This is a genomic window from Pseudoalteromonas sp. PAR1, from assembly GCF_947311895.1.
Classification (GTDB): domain Bacteria; phylum Pseudomonadota; class Gammaproteobacteria; order Enterobacterales; family Alteromonadaceae; genus Pseudoalteromonas; species Pseudoalteromonas lipolytica_C.
Genome location: NZ_CAMZMY010000003.1, coordinates 1 through 13733, shown reverse-complemented (window position 1 = coordinate 13733; position 13733 = coordinate 1). Strand labels below are relative to the sequence as shown.

Here is a 13733-nt window from a genome sequence, read left to right as displayed (position 1 = left end):
ATTTTTAACGCAGCAAACAGTGACCCAAACACCATTTATCGATAATATTGGGCCAAAGTATCTGATAAGGCTTTACCTTGAACGTTGCAGTATTAGCATTTCCAAATATCAGCCCATTTCATCTTGCAGTACCATGCATGGTGTTTGGTGAGGGTGCTCGCTCGGCAGGCATCAAAGAATTTAACTTAGCAGTGTGCAGCGAAAGTAAAGCTGTAATGCCTTCAAGCTCGGGGTTTGATATTCAAGCGCGTCATTCAATTTCAAAGTTTGATCAGGCAGATATTATAATTATTCCGTCTTGGCCATTCCCTGAAACAATTCCCTCTAAAGAATTAACAACCAGCTTGCTAACCGCGCATCAGCGTGGCGCTATTATTGTAGGACTTTGCTTAGGAGCTTATGCGTTAGCGCACATTGGGCTTTTAGATAATATTGAAGCAACCACCCATTGGGCCTATAGCAATGACTTCAAAGCACGTTTTCCTAAAGTGAAGCTTAACAATCAAGTGCTTTACCTTAAACATAACCAGCTTTATACATCGGCAGGAACCGCAGCAGCCATTGATTGCTGTTTACACTTAGTACGTCAGTACTTAGGTAGTAAGCACAGCAATGCCATAGCAAGGGTAATGGTAACAGCTCCCTATCGAACAGGCGGGCAATCGCAGTTCGTCGCTTTACCAGTACCAAACAATGTTGCAGACGAGCGCTTAGCGTCATTACTTGAACAAATACAAAAAAATCTGTGTGCCACACACACAATAGATGAACTTGCAAAACAAATGCATATGAGCCGACGAACCTTCACCCGCCATTTTCAGTCTCTTACAGGGCAAAGCCTAGGACAATGGCTTTTGAATCAGCGTTTAAACTATGCACAGCAATTACTAGAAGCAACCGATTTATCATTAGAGCACTTGTCAGAAAAATGTGGTTTTGGCTCTGCTGTTACTTTAAGGCATCACTTTCGCAAGCAATTTGGCTTATCACCTAGAGATTGGCGTAATGCATTTCGCCAAGCTTGATAGAAGATAACTTATTTAATTATTAATGATTTTGACTACACTAAAAGGGGATTTAAAAGCGCTCAAATGTATTCAAACGATTACCTACATATGGTAAATAAACTTAGCTCTATAAACATATAAAACCGCGCAAAAATGCGCGGTTTTATACTTATGTGCACCAACACAACCGCTAACAGACACTAATCAAATGTAACAGTTACTTCATTTGAGCATACATCTGCTGATTGACAAACCTGATAAGAGTACGAGCTTTCTGTTGCTCTACGTTCAAAATCTAGGTATTTGCCGGTATTTTCTGTAGTACTGATCAGCTCGCCATTACGATAAATGTTAACGCTATCGGCACTACTTCCTTCCCAACCAAGCTGCACACGCATGTAGCCAAGGCGTGTTTTATTAGCGCGCACTAATTCAAGTTCAATTACATCAGAGCTCACTGACAGTTGTTGGGTTACAGTATCGGTATATCCTTCACTATCGGTCACTGTTAAGGCTACAGAGTAAGTTCCTGATTCTGCATAAGTATAAGTTGGGCTAGCATCAGAGCTTGTTGCGCCCTCACCAAAGTCCCACATCCAACTGACAATATCACCATTTACATCTGTACTCGCATCTGAAAACTGAACATTTAAGCCATCTGCAGTAAATGTAAATCCAGCTTGTGGTGGTTGAGGAGAGACTTCTCCAATCCCAGTTAAGTTTAATGACCAAGCATTGAGAGTACCTGTATCAGAGCTGGCATTATCAGACACAAAGAGAGTCCAGTCACCTGTGGCAACTTCACCATTGAAAGCCGCCGAATTATAAGTTTCATTGATGTCATCAGCACTACCACCCGACCTATTATGTAAGGTTACCATCGTACCTGATGGAGATGTTAAGGTAACAATTAAATCGCCAATCCAAGTATGTGTTATATCTACAAAGGTATTTGTATCAAAAACGGTGATGTCATCATTAATGGTAATAGTAGATGTAATACCCTGTGAGTTAGTATCAGGAATTGCCATCGGGGTGTCATTTTGATAGCTAAACTCGGTTAAACCTTGCGGCAATACATATAATCCGACAACTTCTTGTTGCTCCAAATCACCCGATACAGCGTTTATAGCTACACTGTAATCTCCCCAAGTGGTTTGTTCAGTTGTAGGAACGGTTAAAGTAACAGACTCGCCGGGCTGAGCTGTATTTGATGATAACACAGCACCGCTAATAGGGCTGTCTACCGATAATTCAACCACACCTTGCCATTGTGCAATGGAGCCAATACTCAACTCGTAGCTTGCATTCTCACCTGCTACAATTTCTTGATTCCGTGGTGCAACAGACAATCTAAAACTAGGCTCAGGGTCTGCATCGAGTAGTGCCTGATGAACATTTAAACGGGTGCCAGCAACTGTCAACCCAGCTAAATTTGCATTAGCATCACCGCTACTCATTAGTAACTGTTTTAATTCTAGCGCTGTTAAATTAGGATTAATTGATAGCACGAGTGCTGCAGCCCCTGCAACATGTGGTGTAGCCATTGAAGTACCAGAATAAGAAGCATAACCGCCCCCAGGTACTGTTGATAAAATTGCACTACCTGGCGCTCCCATATCAACGCTTGTTAAGCCCCACTGCGAGTCCCAGGCCATTTCATCTGTATGCGTTGTATTTGCCACTGCCAAAATTGAATCATGTTCATAACTAGATGGGTAATGAGGGTTTACATCATTGTCGACGCCATCGTTACCTGCCGCTGCGACAAATAAAATATCTGCATTTTCACTGGCTGTAATAGAATCAGCTAATGCTTGGCTGTAGCCGCCTCCTCCCCAACTATTATTCGTTACCCTAATATTATGACCGGCATTTTTAAGGGCTACAAAATAGTCAACACACTCAATTGCATCTGACGTAGAACCCGTTCCCGCTGAGCTCAAAAACTTACAACCTGCGATAGATACTTCATGATTTACACCCACAACTCCTTGGGTATTATTACCAGAAGCACCTAACGTACCTGATACATGCGATCCGTGCCCCTGATCATCCATAGGATCACCATTTCCTGTAATCGCATTTATGCCATAAACATCATCAATGTAGCCATTACCATCATTATCGATACCATCCCCAGCTATCTCGCCAGGGTTTACCCACATATTTGCTTGTAAGTCAGGATGATTATAATCTACACCAGTATCAATAACCCCAACGATTATCTCACTTGAACCTGTGGTTATGTCCCATGCTTCAACTGCATCGATATCAGCATCAGCAACTCCCCCTGTTTGCCCAGTATTATTCATCCCCCAAAGTTCAGCAAAACGAGTGTCATCAGGAATACCTAATACCCGTAACTGATAATCAGGCTCTGCATATTCTACTGCTGGATGTTTAGATAAGGCTTCTAATGCAACTTTTTGGTTTACTTCTGAAAGCTTAAAGTTTGCTAACCGACCACCCAAAATGTGTTTGTAACGGTCATCGATACCATCTGAATTTAAGTCTCTTATTTTTGCTTTAACTAAAGAGCGTGCTTGTGCTCGAACTGCTGCAGACGTTCCTTTTTTAAATACTACCAATATGCTATTTTCATCCACACTTTTTGCCGGTTTATTAGGCTGAGTGCTTGCATGTGCGCCAACCGTAAGGAGTGGAATAATAGCCAGTGTTAAAGCTGATAATTTTGTTTTCATAGTGCTATTCCATAAACAGACGCTGTGAAAACACAGCGTAGAGTATTTCTTCTCTGAAACACCGATACACAATCTTGTGGCAACAAAACCTTTTTAGTGACTGTTTAAAAAATACGCAAACCTAAACAAAGAGAACTTAAAATTTTCATTCTTTTTTGTGATCTAAAATGAAATTAAATCTAGAGTTTCAAGCTTTTTTGTTAGCTTTAACCTGCCGAAACTCATGCCATCTTTCTCATTCTTTTTTTGTACGAGATCCAATTTTCATAAAGGTCCCAAGCAAAAGTAAGCCTAAGCAATTGACTTAAATAGATTAAAAAAATCACAAAAACATTCCATTTATCACTTCGTAAAGTAAACATAAAGTTAATACTCTCGGTTGCGAAATTATCTTCTTTCATTCGCTACAAGCGAAACGACGTTTTGAAGTAGCCATTTTCACAGCCGTTTTTGGGCTTCTCTGTATTCGATATACAAACAAAGGTTCTTTTTTCTATACGAATGATGCCATACGCAATCACGGAAGTTTTGGTGTTTCACCACCAAGTAAATAGCACAAACATTTTGGATTCGCGCACACCTGTTAAGTAGCAAAATTACAAGCCGGCAACCTTGTAAAAACGCTTTGTGTATCGCGGCTAAAAATATTTTATTGATTAAGGAGATTAGCGTGAAACTATCTAAATCGATTTTAACCTGCGCAATAGCAATGGCTTTATCTTCTGCTGCGTATGCTCAAAATACAGATAAACCAAGTTCAACATCTGCGTTGACAAATGTAGAGCGTGTTACTGCACAAGGTAACCTGCTCGTCATTTCTCAAACGTCTATCCAAGGCTTAGGAAATGCAGCAAGTACATTACAACAAGGTAATTCAAATCAAGTTGAGATAATTACCACAGGTGATGGCAATGAGACCGATGCCGTTCAAATGGGCAATGGGAATCTTATTCTTGTAACAACTTACGGTGATAACAACCAACAGTCTTATACGCAAGATGGTGAGCAAAATGGATCTCTAACTGAAGTAATAGGTGATAGCAACCAGCTTTCAGTAGTTCAAAATGGTGCAAGTTTTTTTGGTATTACAAATGAAGTAATCAATATCATAAATGGTGATGGAAATGACATTACTGTAACACAAGATGGCGATGGAAATTGGTTTTATAACTACAACATGCAAGGCAGTGCTAATGAAGTAACTGCTGAGCAGTATGGTATTTGGCATGAAGCAAAACTATATGCCATCTATGGTGATGAAAATACCATAGAAATAGAACAAGACGGTTTTTGGAACCAGCTCACTGTTAACAACATCACTGGCAACATGAATGAACTTACCAGTGAGCAAATTGGCTCTTACAATGAAATTAGTATCACTGAACTCTATGGTGATGAAAATGAAATCAGTATTGAACAAAATGGTGATGAAAACCAAGTAAGCATTGATTCAATCAACGGCAATGAAAACAATATTGAAGTTGAGCAAAGAGGAAATAACAACGAATTCAATTCAGGTGTGTTCACAGGTAATGATAACGAAGTTGATAGTATTCAATATGGTGATGACAACATAGCAACCGCGGAGTTAATTGGTGACGAAAATGACATGTTGTCTGTTCAAAATGGCAATAACAATACCACTTACTTTGGGGTTATCGGCAATAATAACGAATTTATATCACTTCAAGTAGGAAGCGATAATATTGCTCATGCCGTTAACTTTAATGGTTCAAATAATGACATTGAAATGGTGCAAACAGGGGATCTAAATACCGCAATAATTGAGTCATCTTATCCAAATACCAGCATTGCTAGTAATGCGAATGAAATTGTTATATCACAAGATGGCTATGCTAACGAAGCTACCCTTAGCTTGAGCTCTATTATGGAAAGCTCGAATAACCAAGTTGATTTAGCTCAAAATGGAGAGCTTAACGCAATTGATCTTATGATTGAGGGTCTTGGTAATAGTATTGATATTGCGCAAGAAGGTAACTTTAACTTAGTTGCAGGTATTAGTGAGGGTGCTTTTATTGTTTCAGGAGACGAAAACTCTGTTTCAATCAGCCAAGTAGGTGAAGGTAACCTAGTTGAAGGGTCTATCATGGGAAGTGGTAACGTTATATCAGTTACTCAGATTGGTGACTTCAATTCAGCAACTGTCATTCAACAGTAATAGAGTATAAGGAGGGGCCCTCCCCTCCTTAGATGCGATTATGAAAAATATCAACTACTTAACTTTAACCATTATTTTGCTTTTTTCAGTATTCCAACGCTGTGATGCTAATGAAGTAGAAATTGACGGTTTAGTGCTTGATCGTAGCATCAGTCGCTTTGGTCATCAGTTTTACTATGGCTTTTCGCAATTGTGGCTAGACCTACCTAACAGCTCTGATACTCATGTTGTAATTAAAGAAACGGTACTTCCTCGCGCCGGAACTCGACTTGAAGTTTTACTTAATAACGAACTAATTTATGTCACTTTTATGGGACGTAGAGGCGGCCCTCTAAAAGAGAGAGTAGAAAGCGCAATGTTTGCGGCAATGGATGCAATTGCGCGTGCACGCTTTAAACAAACATCTCCAGATTTAGCACCCAGTGGATGGTAATAACAATGAAAAAAATAATTTTCGCGACCTTATTTTTAACCTCCCCATTAATGCTCGCTACTGAGCTAGTTTACAAGCCCATTAATCCATCGTTTGGCGGTAATCCATTAAACGCAAACATGCTTTTATCTAAGGCTCAGGCTCAAAATAAACACAAAGCACCTATTGATGAGAAAAGCTACGCAGAAAATTTTCAGGATTCTTTAGAGCGAACTTATCTAAACAGAATGGTCCGTGAAATCACTGATATCGCTTTTGGTGATGATGTTGAAGAGAGTATCTTTAACCAAGACTCTACCTTTGTTAGTGGTGACTATGAGATTCAAATAATCACCAGTTCATCTGATGCTATCACGGTGCAAATCACCAACTTAATTGATGGCACTATCACAATTATTGAAGTGCCGAGGTTCGGATAATGATACGCATACTAACATTACTACTCTCTTTAGTATTTTTGGCTGCTTGCTCAACATTCAAAGCAACACTGCCTCCGGCACAACAAATTGCTACAGAAATAACACTAACAGACACCTTTGCTGAACTAAAAGCATTGCCAAAACCAAAAGGAGCCATTCCTGTTTCTGTTTATTCATTTCGAGATCAAACAGGTCAGTATAAACCTCAAGAAAATGTAAGCTCCTTCTCAACGGCTGTCACCCAAGGCGCTAACTCTATTCTTATGCAAGCGTTACATGAAACTGACTGGTTTATTCCTGTTGAACGTGAAGGACTACAAAATCTACTCACCGAACGTAAAATTATTCGCGCAGCTATGACCGACAACGAAAATGTAACACCTGAATTACCACCACTAACAACTGCAAAAATAATTTTAGAGGGAGGTATTATCAGTTACGACACGAATATCAAAACAGGTGGCTTAGGCGCTGAGTATTTTGGAATTGGTGCATCAGAAATTTATCGTGAAGATATTATTTCTATTTACATGCGTGCAGTTGATGTGCGAACTGGTCAAGTGCTGCTGTCAGTGGCTACAAGCAAGAAAGTTCTCTCTAAAGAAATGCGAGCAGGGTTTTTCCGCTACATCAGTTACAAGCGCTTACTTGAGGCTGAAGCAGGATACAGTGATAACGAGCCTATGCATATTTGCGTCTCTCAAGCTATTGAAAAAGCATTAACTTTGCTCATAAATAAAGGAATAAACAAGGGTATTTGGTCACCTCAGATTATTTAGTAACAACTCTTGCTCACCTAGTTACAATGGATGCAGCGGGCATAAAGCGCTGCGCCCAATTTGCCAATTCAATACGATTACGTGACTTCGTTTTGCGAAATGCGCTGTAGATATGTGTTTTAACTGTGTGGCAACTAATATTCAAGGTGTTTGCAATATCCTCATTTTTTGCTCCCTTTGCCAGCAAAGAGATCACTGACTTTTCGCGAGCAGTTAACACATTTAAACTTACCAAATCGGTCTGCGGTGTTTTTACAAAATTGGGCACTTGCTGAACGAGTTCTGATAAAGTTTTAGACATTGTTTTTCGACAAAACCAAAGCTCACCAGACAAAATCCGTCTCACTCCTTTAAAGGTATTTTCAGGCTCATCATTTTTATAAATAATGCCTTTTATATTTGCCAATAATGCTGTTTGTTCGTGTACTTTAGTCGGCGTGGCATTGTATAAAGCAACATGATTACTTTTCGCCAAATCGATAATTTCTTCGTTTAACAATTCTGAACAACTGCTATAAGCCGCATCAACTAAAAATAATGCAAAATTAGCACGACTGTCGATAGCAGGTAATCGGCTATCAACCTTAACCTTTGGGGTGACAGTCTCTAACACTTTAAGTAACAACAAAAAATCATCGTTGTATAAATCTGTGTGATATTTAGTAAGTACAAATAAAGATTTACTGATCATTACTTCATCCTTTGAAGTACCCATAAGAGGGATAAAAATAGTGTACCTATTTTTCTTAATTGAGCAAGAATCTCTGAGAGAAAACAAGATTTTCAATAACATTACATTAACTTTAAAAAGTTTTAATAAGAAAAATAAACTAGTCGCAAATCAAAACTTTTAGCAATGAGTGAGCTTATGTATACTTTCAGCTTCTGAAAAATGACCTTACAAAGGGTTAATAATGAAAAAGCTTTCTAAAGTACAATTAAAACAACAAGCCCTTGTATTAAATGTTGCCGATGCTCTTGAAGAGCAAGGCCGCGCTGAGCTTGAAGGCATGTTGCAATGCTGGTTCGATGTGGAATACCACTTATTTCCAGGCTCATTGCTTTTATGTTTTCAATTTGAAAATCAACAAACTCTTGATGCTGCCACACCAGAATTATTAAAGTGGCAAAAGCGCCTGAGTGGCGCAATGCTGAAAAAGGGCGTGATTTTAAAAGACATGCGCAGGCATTTAGTATTAACCCTAAAAGGGCCAGACGATTAAGCAGCAACTGCTGCAATAATCGTAGGCCTAAGCTCTGGTGTAAATAACTGACGTTTAGTTAAAATTTATAATTTAAGCTCAACTTGTAATTTACAGGTTCCCCTGGCTGAGTCCAAATAGCAGAGTACGAATTAGAATAATATTTTTTATCCAGCAAATTATTTACATTAAATTGCAAGCTTAAGTCATTAGTCACATTGTATTTTGCAAACATATTTACCAAAGTGTAAGAAGGTAAGTAATAGGTAGGATCAATGGTTTCTCCAAGCCTCTCGCCAACATATTGTACAGCAAGCCCAACAGTTGCATCTAAATCTATTAGGTCGTTTAGCTCTCTCTTAATTTGAGCATTTGCACTGTGTTTAGGGATATTAAGTAACGGACTGCCTTTTGGCAGCTTTACCCACCAATCTGGGTTGACTGTATCGTTTGCTGTTTTAGCGTCTGTGTAAGTATAAGCAAAATCAAATAATACATTGCTTGTAATGTTGCCATGTAAATCTAGCTCAATGCCATCACTTGTTACTTCACCTAGCGCAGTAGATACACCAGCTTGTAGGTCTGTAGTTAGCATATTGCTCTTTTCGGCACTAAATACTGTAAAACTTCCACTTACACTATCGGTAGTAAACTTAATACCCGCTTCGAAAGATGTTGTTTCTTCAGGCTCAAATGCATCTCCTTTACTATCGTAACCGCTGTTAGGTCTGAAGCCTTCAGAGTAACTTGTGTAGTATTGGAGGCTGTCTGAGTAGACATAAACTAGACCGACACGCGGGCTAAATGTGCTTTGATCACTTTTAGACTGTTGCTGATTAATATGATTATCTATTTGTTGATCAAACCAATCAAAACGACCACCTACTTGAACTTTCCACTGCTCAGTTAGGTCTAGTTGATCTTGAATATACACTCCATAACTATGTTGTACTTCAGTACTGTTGAATAAAAGAGACCCTTCAGGCGCTGCTTTTCCATACACTGGATTATACATGTTAATTGCGTAACGGGTGTCTTCAAGTGTTGGACGATATCGATACCACAGTTTATCAAAATCGAACTTGCTGGCATCTGCTCCGATTAATAAGTGATGTGTCAAACCTGCAAGCTCAACACTACCGCTAAGTTCTATTCGCGCTGAAAGGTACTCAGTTTGAAAGTCGCGCTGATTATGCTGCCTACTTAATGTTTCGCCATCTTTGAAATAAATTTGTCTACTTGGAGCAAGTTCGGCATCACTCGACTCACTTAAAAATTTTGAGTCACTGTAACTAAAACCATTCAAAAGAGACCACTGTCCAATTTGCTTCTCAAACGTAAGTTGATGAGAAATAGCGTCAACTTCTGTAGGTTTATCACTTGGTTCACCTAAAAAAGTGTCAATTGGTAACGCATCTATTTTTCCCTCAATGGCGACAATGCCACGATCGAAGGTTGTACTTTGATCTACATACTCAAGCTCATAATTCAACTTTGATGTATCTGAAATTAACCATAAAATTGAAGGCGTAACGACCGTTTTGCTTGACTCATGATGATCTCGAAAACTTTCACCCTCTTCAACAGCACCATTAACTCTAAAAGCAACATTGTCTGAAACAGCATTGGTGTAGTCAGCCTCTGCGCGGTAATTCTGCCAACTCCCTGCTGTTACTTTTATATAACCCTGCTTTGCAAACTGTGGTTTTTTAGTGATTATATTAATTGTTCCCCCTGGCTCAGAACGACCATAAAGCGCAGAGCCAGGTCCTTTCATCACTTCTACGTATTCGATATTACTTGTATCACGTGTACCACTGAAGCTTCTGCCAGATGAGTAGCCGTTAATTAAGAAACCTGATGGAATACTCTCATCGCCAACTAACCCGCGTATTGCAAAGCTTTCCCACAAACCACCAAAATCATTTTGCTCAGCAATACTTGGAGTTAGATCAAAAATATCGGTCAAAGTGTTCACTGCCGCATCATCGAGGTTTTCAGCAGAAATAAATTCAACACTCTGTGGTTGCTCACTCATAGGAACATCACCACGAAACGCTTGCCTAACACCTGAAACTGATATTTTTTCTATGTTCGGTGATGCTGTTTTGGCATAAACAGCTGGAGTCAAAATTGTGCTAATAGCAATTGAAAGTACAGAACAGTGGAATCGGTTAATTATAGTCATTTTATCTCTTGGGTATAAATACAGCTTAATCGGTTAAGTCTTTAAAGGCGATAAGTAATGGTAACAATTATCATTTATATTATAATAACTAAATGTAACCCAAAGTGCTACCTTAATTAAAGCTGAAATGTCTTTGTACGATTAGTGAGAAAACATACAGGTTAGAAGAGATACTCTAAGTCGATTAAACAGGTGTTTTAAGAAAAGTTACTAACGCATTTTTCTATGCTTTGAATGTGTTAACTTTGATTGTTCAAAATTTGGAGGCAATACATTTTTCTTGTGAGATAAGTTATAGCCCATGGTGATAAACCTAACCAGAAACAAACTTTTATTAATAATCACTAAAAACCAAAGAATGCACCGAGGCACATAGCAACAGATTGTTTACCATAATTAATCTGTACGCTATATGTACTCGGTGATTGAAGTAATTAAAGTGAAATAACTTTTACGATTAAGCGTTACAGTTTACACACTGCCAACGCCCGCGTACTTAACACCAGATAACAACGCCATATCTTTGTGCCACGTTGCTAGGTCATTAGCATTAAACTTAGCTAAAGAGTCATGCCCACATGCCCTAGCCATTACCGACATTAACTCAGTTGAGGCTTCAAAAAAGTTCTTTAATTGATTTGCCGACTTTTCAATATTTAAGCGCTGACGTAAGTCTTGCTTTTGTGTGGCAATCCCTGCTGGGCAGTTATTGGTATTACACATACGCGCAGCAACACAGCCGATTGCTTGCATTGCACTATTTGAAATCGCCACCCCATCAGCACCAAGAGCGAGCGCTTTTACAAAATCAATGGGTAAACGTAAACCACCTGTAATGATCAACGTAACATCACTTGCACCTTGTTCGTCTAAGTACTTTCTTGCTCTGGCAAGTGCAGGAATAGTCGGTACACTAATATGATCCCTAAAGATCTCAGGAGCTGCACCAGTACCACCACCACGACCATCAAGAATGATGTAATCGGCACTCGCATCGAGCGCAAATTGAATATCTTCCTCAATATGATTAGCACTTAATTTAAACCCGATTGGGATACCGCCAGTTACCTCGCGAACTCTATCAGCAAATTTTTTGAAATCAGCCGCACTGTGTAAGTCTTTAAATGTTGGGGGTGAAATCGCCGAAGTACCCGCTTCAATCCCTCTAACCTCAGAGATTTTGCCAACATTCTTATTGCCCGGTAAATGCCCCCCCCGTGCCTGTTTTTGCGCCTTGTCCGCCCTTAAAATGAAAGGCCTGCACGTTTTTTAATTTATCTTCGCTATAACCAAAACCCGCGCTTGCTAACTCATAAAAATAGCGTGAATTGGCTTGCTGCTCTTCAGGAAGCATACCGCCTTCACCCGAGCAAATACCCGTTCCGGCAAGCTCTGCTCCTTTTGCTAACGATACTTTAGCTTCTTCTGATAAAGCACCAAAACTCATATCTGAAACAAACAGCGGAATAGCCAGCTTTAATGGCTTTTTCGCTCGCGGACCAATCACAAGTTCGGTATTAACGGCTACATCTTCCATTAACGGTTGCGTTGCCATTTGTGCCACCATTAGTTGTAAATCATCCCATTTAGGTAATTGATATCGCGGCACACCCATCGACACCATAGGGCCATGATGACCAAGCTTTGATAACCCTTCACGTGCCAGTTGATGAATAAGCTCAACGGTGGGCTCCTCTTTGGTTGCAGTAGCTACAGGCGAATCAGAGGCTTGAATTTGTACGCCCGGCCCTTCTTGACCAACTTGGCTTTGATCAAATTGCTTGTGACTACCATCACAAAATGGCGCATTAGCGGTGTGCTTACATTGGCATAAATAGGCATCGCCCGACTCTTCTGCTGTAAATGCTTTGGGTTTGAAATCGGTTCCGGCATGTGAGCCATCACAAAATGGCTGGTTTTTAGACCGCCCACAGGCACAAAAATAGTATTCTTGCCCCTGCTCTAAGGTGACTTTTTTCGGCGAAACGGCTGCAATTATGGGTTTACTCATTATTATTCCCTCACGGTTGCTACATTACATTGCTATGTTCAAGTTACTGGGATTGAGGTAAGTATTAATTTAAGGCTTACTTGCTTTACAAAGGGTAGTTCAGCTCAGTTAAATAACGAGCTTTTAAGCGCCTTGGAGTTTACTTAACTATCGATAACCGACTATATAACCGCAACAAGCAGCCAAGATATCAGCCATTTCATATTTTAAGGTAAGAGGTAAATCGGTTTATGAGCCGCAGTGTGGGTAATTTTCACATAGAGGATAAGAGGCGCTGCGCTTTAGAGGGATTATTAAAAACAAATTTGGTGGTTTTGTGGATTAATCATTCTCTTCTCTTTGTGCATCAAAAATAAATTGAACCACAGAGTTCACCGAGGCGCTTCGCGCTACACGGAGAAAAACAGCATTTAAAAATAATAGTCACGAAGAGGATAAGAGGCGCTGCGCTTTAGAGGGATTATTAAAAACAAATTTGGTGGTTTTGTGGGTTACTCATTCTCTTCTCTCTGTGCAAAAACAAATTGAACCACAGAGTTCACCGAGCCGCTTCACGCTACACAGAGAAAAACAGCATTTAAAAATAATAGTCACAAAGAGGATAAGAGGCGCTGCGCTTTAGAGGAAAGAACTAAATACTCTTTTGGTTTATCTCATTCACTTCTCATTCTCTTCTCTCTGTGCAAAAAAACAAATTGAACCACAGAGATGTATGGACTCCCCTCCCACAGGAGGGTAACGTAATAAGCGACAAAACTTTTACAAAAGGAATCCATACATGGTGAATCTTAACGTTATTGCGATTGATTT

At 39.6% G+C, this 13733-nt stretch carries 9 protein-coding genes and 1 pseudogene; 6 read left to right on the top strand and 4 right to left on the bottom strand.

The genetic code is table 11. From position 1 onward, the window contains the following. Window positions 1–77: 77 nt before the first annotated feature. Window positions 78–1025 (top strand): helix-turn-helix domain-containing protein, encoded by a 948-nt coding sequence (locus QL229_RS02865; protein WP_138556632.1) that lies wholly within the window; start codon window positions 78–80, stop codon window positions 1023–1025. A 182-nt stretch (window positions 1026–1207) separates the two neighbouring features. Here the strand turns inward: QL229_RS02865 and QL229_RS02860 are convergent, their stop codons facing one another. Further along, a complete protein-coding gene (locus QL229_RS02860) occupies window positions 1208–3712 on the bottom strand; it encodes a S8 family serine peptidase (protein WP_138556633.1) in 2505 nt (834 codons plus the stop codon). A gap of 670 nt (window positions 3713–4382) precedes the next feature. Between QL229_RS02860 and QL229_RS02855 the strand changes: the two genes are divergently transcribed. Genes QL229_RS02855 through QL229_RS02840 form a run of 4 tightly spaced genes read left to right on the top strand, consistent with a single transcriptional unit; the run spans window position 4383 to window position 7522 of the window. Further along, window positions 4383–5891 carry a curlin gene (locus tag QL229_RS02855; RefSeq protein WP_138556634.1) on the top strand — a complete coding sequence of 503 codons (1509 nt, stop codon included), beginning with the start codon at window positions 4383–4385 and terminating at the stop codon, window positions 5889–5891. Between the two features lie 40 nt (window positions 5892–5931). Beyond that, entirely contained in the window at window positions 5932–6324 is a 393-nt protein-coding gene (locus tag QL229_RS02850) for a CsgE family curli-type amyloid fiber assembly protein (RefSeq protein WP_135925781.1), read from the top strand. A gap of 5 nt (window positions 6325–6329) precedes the next feature. Next, window positions 6330–6743 (top strand): curli assembly protein CsgF, encoded by a 414-nt coding sequence (locus tag QL229_RS02845; RefSeq protein WP_235382655.1) that lies wholly within the window; start codon window positions 6330–6332, stop codon window positions 6741–6743. Beyond that, the gene (locus QL229_RS02840; RefSeq protein ID WP_138556635.1) at window positions 6743–7522 is read left to right on the top strand and encodes a CsgG/HfaB family protein; all 780 of its coding nucleotides are present in this window, start codon (window positions 6743–6745) and stop codon (window positions 7520–7522) included. The genes QL229_RS02845 and QL229_RS02840 overlap by 1 nt, the downstream gene beginning before the upstream one ends. A 13-nt stretch (window positions 7523–7535) precedes the next feature. Here QL229_RS02840 and QL229_RS02835 read toward each other — a convergent pair whose 3' ends face one another. After that, the gene (locus QL229_RS02835; protein ID WP_135925784.1) at window positions 7536–8213 is read right to left on the bottom strand and encodes a response regulator transcription factor; all 678 of its coding nucleotides are present in this window, start codon (window positions 8211–8213) and stop codon (window positions 7536–7538) included. Between the two features lie 223 nt (window positions 8214–8436). On the opposite strand from QL229_RS02835, the gene QL229_RS02830 reads away from it, so the two are divergent. After that, window positions 8437–8745: a hypothetical protein gene (locus tag QL229_RS02830; protein ID WP_138556636.1), complete on the top strand. Its 309-nt coding sequence runs from the start codon at window positions 8437–8439 to the stop codon at window positions 8743–8745. Window positions 8746–8803: 58 nt separating this feature from the next. Here QL229_RS02830 and QL229_RS02825 read toward each other — a convergent pair whose 3' ends face one another. Together QL229_RS02825 and QL229_RS02820 are read right to left on the bottom strand one after the other, a co-directional pair. Further along, the gene (locus QL229_RS02825) at window positions 8804–10912 is read right to left on the bottom strand and encodes a TonB-dependent siderophore receptor (protein WP_138556637.1); all 2109 of its coding nucleotides are present in this window, start codon (window positions 10910–10912) and stop codon (window positions 8804–8806) included. 471 nt (window positions 10913–11383) lie between these two features. Then, a pseudogene (locus QL229_RS02820) lies at window positions 11384–12923 on the bottom strand (glutamate synthase-related protein). Window positions 12924–13733: the final 810 nt, after the last annotated feature.

Excerpts from the sequence above, each read along its gene's own strand:
- QL229_RS02860 (WP_138556633.1), bottom strand. The coding sequence starts at position 3,712 with ATGAAAACAAAATTATCAGCTTTAACACTGGCTATTATTCCACTCCTT.
- QL229_RS02850 (WP_135925781.1), top strand. The coding sequence starts at position 5,932 with ATGAAAAATATCAACTACTTAACTTTAACCATTATTTTGCTTTTTTCA.
- QL229_RS02845 (WP_235382655.1), top strand. The coding sequence starts at position 6,330 with ATGAAAAAAATAATTTTCGCGACCTTATTTTTAACCTCCCCATTAATG.
- QL229_RS02840 (WP_138556635.1), top strand. The coding sequence starts at position 6,743 with ATGATACGCATACTAACATTACTACTCTCTTTAGTATTTTTGGCTGCT.
- QL229_RS02835 (WP_135925784.1), bottom strand. The coding sequence starts at position 8,213 with ATGATCAGTAAATCTTTATTTGTACTTACTAAATATCACACAGATTTA.
- QL229_RS02830 (WP_138556636.1), top strand. The coding sequence starts at position 8,437 with ATGAAAAAGCTTTCTAAAGTACAATTAAAACAACAAGCCCTTGTATTA.
- QL229_RS02825 (WP_138556637.1), bottom strand. The coding sequence starts at position 10,912 with ATGACTATAATTAACCGATTCCACTGTTCTGTACTTTCAATTGCTATT.